At 42.1% G+C, this 6150-nt stretch carries 7 protein-coding genes; all 7 read left to right on the top strand.

What is annotated here, in order from left to right; genetic code table 11:
* On the top strand, positions 1 to 634 hold a 634-nt coding region (locus PHR02_RS06740), incomplete at its 5' end, for a phosphatase PAP2 family protein (RefSeq protein WP_299990473.1).
* A 33-nt stretch (positions 635 to 667) separates the two neighbouring features.
* Positions 668 to 2167, top strand: coding sequence for a peptide-binding protein (locus PHR02_RS06735; RefSeq protein WP_299990471.1), 1500 nt, complete (start codon positions 668 to 670; stop codon positions 2165 to 2167).
* Entirely contained in the window at positions 2167 to 2811 is a 645-nt protein-coding gene (locus tag PHR02_RS06730) for an HAD family hydrolase (RefSeq protein WP_299990469.1), read from the top strand. The genes PHR02_RS06735 and PHR02_RS06730 overlap by 1 nt, the downstream gene beginning before the upstream one ends.
* 125 nt (positions 2812 to 2936) lie before the next feature.
* Complete coding sequence (locus tag PHR02_RS06725; RefSeq protein WP_299990467.1) at positions 2937 to 3494, top strand: pyruvate flavodoxin oxidoreductase subunit gamma; 558 nt, start codon at positions 2937 to 2939, stop codon at positions 3492 to 3494.
* 10 nt (positions 3495 to 3504) lie between these two features.
* Entirely contained in the window at positions 3505 to 3918 is a 414-nt protein-coding gene (locus PHR02_RS06720; RefSeq protein ID WP_299990465.1) for a 4Fe-4S dicluster-binding protein, read from the top strand.
* Positions 3918 to 5138 carry a 2-oxoacid:ferredoxin oxidoreductase subunit alpha gene (locus PHR02_RS06715; protein ID WP_299990463.1) on the top strand — a complete coding sequence of 407 codons (1221 nt, stop codon included), beginning with the start codon at positions 3918 to 3920 and terminating at the stop codon, positions 5136 to 5138. The genes PHR02_RS06720 and PHR02_RS06715 overlap by 1 nt, the downstream gene beginning before the upstream one ends.
* A gap of 9 nt (positions 5139 to 5147) precedes the next feature.
* Positions 5148 to 6104 (top strand): thiamine pyrophosphate-dependent enzyme, encoded by a 957-nt coding sequence (locus PHR02_RS06710; RefSeq protein ID WP_299990461.1) that lies wholly within the window; start codon positions 5148 to 5150, stop codon positions 6102 to 6104.
* The last annotated feature ends 46 nt before the right edge of the window (positions 6105 to 6150 follow it).

Here is a 6150-nt window from a genome sequence, read left to right as displayed (position 1 = left end):
TGCAGATATTTGGGTACAAAGTCATTTTTACAATCCTCTCACCCATGAATGGAGTGTTGATACGAATAATGAAGTTTTAAAATTTATTTTTTATGATGGAATCAAACGTCTTTTGATTATTATTGCTGTTTTGATGCTATTTGGCTCGATAGCAGTATGGAAACGCTCTTTTTTTAAGCCGTATCGACGAGGGATAGTAATTGTTATTTTATCCTCGGTATTGGTTCCAGTTGTTGTCGGATCTTTAAAAGCGGTGACCAATATGCCCTGCCCAAAGAATATAGAAATTTTTGGAGGAGTTTATCCGCATACGTGTGTCTGGGAAAAATACAATACAGAAGATTGCCATTTAGAAAAACAAAAATGTTGGCCGGCAGGGCATGCAAGTGGCGGATTTGCATTGCTTGCACTGGTATTTTTATTTCGTTCGCGAAAAGCAAAAATTGCGGCTGCTACAAGTGCTATGCTAATCGGGTGGAGTATGGGGACGTATAAAATGGTCATTGGAGACCATTTTTTGAGTCATACTGTTATTACGATGATTTTGGCATGGCTTATTATTTTGGTTATTGTGCGCGGTGTCGATAAATTCATTCAGATAAGAGAATTTCGTAAAGAGGGAGTGCACGATTAGATGCTATAATCTCACCCAAAAAATGGGCCCGGATTGAAACTATTATTACTTCTTTTACAAAGTGTCTGGCTGATTGCTTCGACACTCCATCTCAGCGCCTCCTCTAATCCTTCTCGTCTTAATCCACTCATCGCTACCGATTCTGCAAGTTCTTCTATCGCCGGCTTTTTATTTAATTCTCTGGTGAAATATGATGAGAGCGGTCAAAAGATTATAGGTGATTTAGCGGAGTCATATCATTTTATTACCCCGACACTGATCGAATTTAAACTCCGACATGGGGTGAAATGGCATGATGGGAAGCTCTTTAGTGCTGAAGATGTCCTTTTTACTTACAACCTGATCAAAGCACCGACCACAATTACCCCGTATGCTTCTGATTTTAGGGTCATTAAAAGTGTTAAGGTAATTGATGATTATACTCTACGTGTAGCGTATGAAAAACCGTATTTCAAAGCGTTAGAGATCTGGATGATGGGGATTGTCCCGAAACATATCCTCAGTCGTGAAAACGATATTATGGGGTCCAAATTTAATACTGCACCCATCGGTACAGGCCCTTATATCTTGAAAAAACTCGAATTCTCAAAACAGATCGTGATTGAGGCAAATCCCAACTATTTTGAACATAGACCCAAGATTGATAAAATCATTTTTCATGTTATCAGCGATCCTATGACACGCTTTTTGATGCTAAAATCGGGTCAAATTGATGTTGATGGATTGGAACCGATGCAGTATGAACGACAGTTGGATAAAACGTTTCATAAAGAGTTTGCTACGTTGGAACTCCCATCCCACAGTTATACCTATTTGGGATTTAATCTTCGGCTTAAAAAATTTCAAGACCCGCGTGTACGTGAAGCACTCTCTTTGGCGATTGATCGTGAAGCGTTGATTGATGTATTGTTTTTACGTCATGGAAAGGTGTGTACCGGACCTTTTTTACCGGGGAGTAATGGGTTTAATGATGAGGTAAAAGCGCCGAAGAGAAATTTGGCACGTGCTAAAGCTCTGCTGAGTGCGGCGGGCTATAGTAAAGATCATCCATTCGAATTTGAAATTGCCACTTCGAACTCTAACGCAATTCGCCCCTATGCCGCTGAAATTTTACAGCGACAGTTATTGGATGTCGGTGTGAAAGTAACCCTTCGCGTTATGGAGTGGCAGGCATTTTTAAATACAGTGGTAACACCGCGTAAATTTGATTCGGTATTGCTTGGATGGTCGCTCTCACTTACCCCTGATCCGTATGCCCTATGGCATAGCGAGAGTGATGTTTCTGGGGGATTTAATCTCGTAGGTTATCATTCAAAACGGACGGATGAGCTGATAGAGAGGATGGAAAGCTCAACGAACCCTGAAAAGATCGCCGATTTACAGCGTCAAATTTTTGCTCAAATTGTGGGGGATAATCCCTATCTGTTCTTGGTGATCCCTAATGAGATTAATGTCTATAGCCGATCTATTCGAGGGATAAAACCGACTATAAACGGGATATGGGAAGATTATATTGATTGGGAGAAACAATAATGAAGACGATTATATTGTTTGATTTGGATGGAACGTTGATCGATTCGACGGAAGCGATTTTGGAGAGTTTTTACCATTCACTTCAAACGCATAATTTGTGTTTAGAGGTGAGTGACTCCATGATTACCTCTCAAATCGGACATACTTTGGAGACAATGTTTGCGGGGGTCGGTGTTCAAGATGATTTGATTGATATACATGTGAGTACTTATAAGCTCTATTATCGAGAGATTGCGTGTCAAAAAACTATTTTGTTACCTAATGCAATCGAAGCCATACAAGAAGCTTCATTGTTTGCAAGACTTGGGATTGTTACAACGAAAACTGGGCGCTATTCACGTGAGTTAATGGAATATTTTAACCTAATGCACTACTTTGATACATTGATCGGATTTGAGGATGTCGAAAATCGAAAACCCCATCCGGAACCTATTTTAAAAGCCCTTATTCAAATGGAACATAAACATCAGGAAGCATGGATGATCGGCGATACCTGTTTGGATATTGAAGCATCCAACCGCGCAGGGATTCAATGTGTGGCGGTAACCAGTGGATACGATAATATGGAACAATTACTCACATTAACAGATGTTATACAAAGAGACGCTCTTGAAGCGGTACGATACATCGCTCAGCGGGGATGAAAGTAACACTTTCTCTTTGGTTTGAAACCTCACAAATGATGAAAAGCTACATTTAAGAGCAACTTTCATAGAATACGTGTACTGATTAAAATTAAACTTAAGAACTTAAGTCAGAGGGAGAATTCATGCTAGAAATTCGATGGCATAGTCGTGCCGGACAAGGCGCTGTAACGGGTGCCAAAGGTTTGGCCGATGTTGTATCTACCACCGGTAAGCATGTCCAAGCATTTGCATTTTACGGTTCCGCTAAACGCGGGGCTGCGATGACCGCCTATAACCGTGTTGATGAAAAAGTCATTATGAACCATGAGAAATTCATGGCTCCCGATTATGTTTTGGTGATTGACCCCGCACTTGTTTATGTGGCAGACATTACAGCAAATGAAAAAGAGAATACTGTCTATATCATCACAACACATATGAGTACGGAAGAGTTAGTTGCTTCACAGCCGAAACTCGCAGGTAAAAAAGTTTACACCGTAGACTGTATTAAAATTTCACAAGAGACAATCGGAAAAGCGATCCCTAACACTCCTATGTTGGGTGCTTTGATGAAAATATCAGGTATGTATGAAATGGACTTTTTCAAAGAGAACATGATACGTGTATTGAAAAAACTACCACAAAAAATTATCGATGCTAACATGATCGCGATTCAACGCGCGTATGATGAAGTGAAATAAGGAGCACATGATGGAAAAAAAAGGATGGGATGGATTTGAAATCGGTGCTATGCTTCGTTCATTTGACGGAGCAATACGCGATATCGCAACAACATTGCCAGAAGATCGCCCTTATTCACAATCGAACTCGTTTACGGCGAGCGTAGCTGACTGGCGTATTGAAAAGCCTTTGTTTAACAAAGACTATTGTATCGATTGTCAATTTTGTTGGGTTTACTGTCCCGATATGTCAATTATCTCACGTGATAAAAAAATGGTCGGAATCGATTTTGACCATTGTAAAGGGTGTGGGATCTGTGTTGAAGTATGCCCGACGAACCCAAAATCACTCTTGATGTTCCCGGAACAAAAAGAGGAAGAGGTTGCACTTGCTGAGTGGCCTCAAAAAGAGAAAAAAGCTGATACTGTAGTGGAGGAAGACTAATGGCAGATACAATGGAACTACGCGATATTGAAGTCTGGGATGGTAATATGGCGGCAAGCCATGCGCTTCGTCAAGTACAAGTTGATGTTGTAGCCGCTTACCCGATTACCCCATCAACTCCTATCGTCGAAAATTATGCAGGTTTTACAGCAAACGGTTATGTTGACGGTGAATTCGTTATGACTGAATCTGAGCATGGTGCAATGTCATGTTGTATCGGTGCAGCCGCCGCAGGCGGACGTGTTGCAACGGCTACCAGTTCACAAGGTTTTGCATTAATGGTTGAGACCCTTTACTCAGCATCCGGTATGCGCTTGCCGATCGTTCTAAACGTGGTTAACCGCGCTATCGGTGCACCTCTAAACGTTAACGGTGACCACTCTGATATGTATATGGGACGTGACAGTGGTTGGATTCAACTCGATTCTTACTGCCCGCAAGAAGCGTATGACATGAACTTTATCGCTTTCAGAGTTTCTGAAGATCATGATGTTCGTTTACCGGCAATGGTTCACCAAGATGGGTTTATGACCTCTCATACCGCTCAAGGTGTTCACACGCTTAGCGATGAAGTAGCCTTTAGTTTTGTCGGTGAATATAAACCGATGAATGATATGTTGGATCTTGATCATCCGGTAACGCACGGGGTTCAAACCGAAGAAGATTGGCATTTTGAGCATAAAGCACGCCAGCAACATGCATTGATGACAGCGGTGCTTCCTAAAATTCAAGCAGCTTTCGATGATTTTGAAAAATTGACAGGACGCAAATATAATCTTGTTGAGACCTATAACATGGACGATGCTGAAGTTGCCGTCGTATGTTTGGGAACATCGGTTGAAACGGCACGTGAAGTGGCTGAAGAGATGCGTGCTCAGGGAGTTAAAGCGGGTGTTGTCGGTATCCGTGTTTTCCGCCCATGGCCATTGGAACAAATTGCTGCAGTATTGAGCGATGTTAAAGCGATTGCAGCATTGGATCGTTCAAGTCCACACGGTACAGTTGGAGCCCTTTTCAATGAGATTTCAGGATCATTGTTCAACACCGATACCAAAGCAGTATTGACGAATTATATCTACGGATTGGGTGGACGTGACTTGACCAAAGCACACTTAGTGAGTATCTTTACAGATCTTAAAGCAAATGCGGATGCGGGTAAAGTAACCACTCCATTACAACAGTATATCGGCCTTCGCGGACCGAAACTCTCTTTTTTCTAAGGGGCAATTATGTCAGAAATTAAAAAAATTAAAAACCTCAAAGAGTTCTCCACTTCGGCGGATCGCTTTGAGGGGGCTAACCTTCTTTGCCCGGGCTGTGCTCACTCGATTATCGTTCGTGAAGTTTTGAATGCGACTAATGATGATTTAATCCTTGCGGCATCTACAGGGTGTTTGGAAGTGTGTACTGCGGTTTATCCGTATACCTCATGGGATGCGTCATGGATTCACATTGGATTTGAAAACGGTTCATCTGCGGTAGCGGGTGCTGAAGCAATGTATAAAGCGCTTAAAACCAAAGGGCGCTTGAAACAACCGGATCGCACCCCTAAATTCGTCGCATTCGGCGGTGACGGTGCGACTTACGATATCGGTTTCCAATGGATTTCCGGATGTTTCGAACGTGGACATAACATGATGTATGTTTGTTTGGATAACGAAGTGTATGCAAATACAGGCGGACAACGTTCATCTTCTACTCCTATCGGTGCATCGGCTACGACAACTCCGGCAGGACGTGTCAGTTACGGTGAAAAACGTAACAAAAAAGATATGATGGCGATTATGGCAGCCCATGGTGCTCCGTATGTGGCTCAAGTTGCTCCGAATAAATGGAAAGATATGGTTGCTAAAATCCAAAAAGGGTTTGCAGCTGAGGGTCCGGTGTATATCAATGCTATGTCAGCGTGTACCACTGAGTGGAAATTTGCACCTGAAGATACTATTGCAATCTCTGATTTGGCAACCGACTCTTTGGTTTTCCCATTGTATGAGATTATCGACGGAACACAGCTAAATATTACCTATCGTCCGAAAAATATTATTCCGGTACGTGATTACCTCGGTGCGCAAGGGCGTTTTAAACACCTTTTCACCAAACAATACGACTATTTAATCGATGAGTGGCAAGCACGTGTCGATGCAAAATGGGATTATCTCCAACGTCGCGAAGAGGCCAGTGTCTAAGACACTTCCTCTCCCTCTCCTTTTCTCTTTTCTTTAAAAATACCCT

Source organism: Sulfuricurvum sp., from assembly GCF_028688295.1.
Taxonomy (GTDB): domain Bacteria; phylum Campylobacterota; class Campylobacteria; order Campylobacterales; family Sulfurimonadaceae; genus Sulfuricurvum.
Note: the sequence above shows the minus strand (reverse complement) of the source record. Positions and strands in the feature narration are given on the sequence as shown.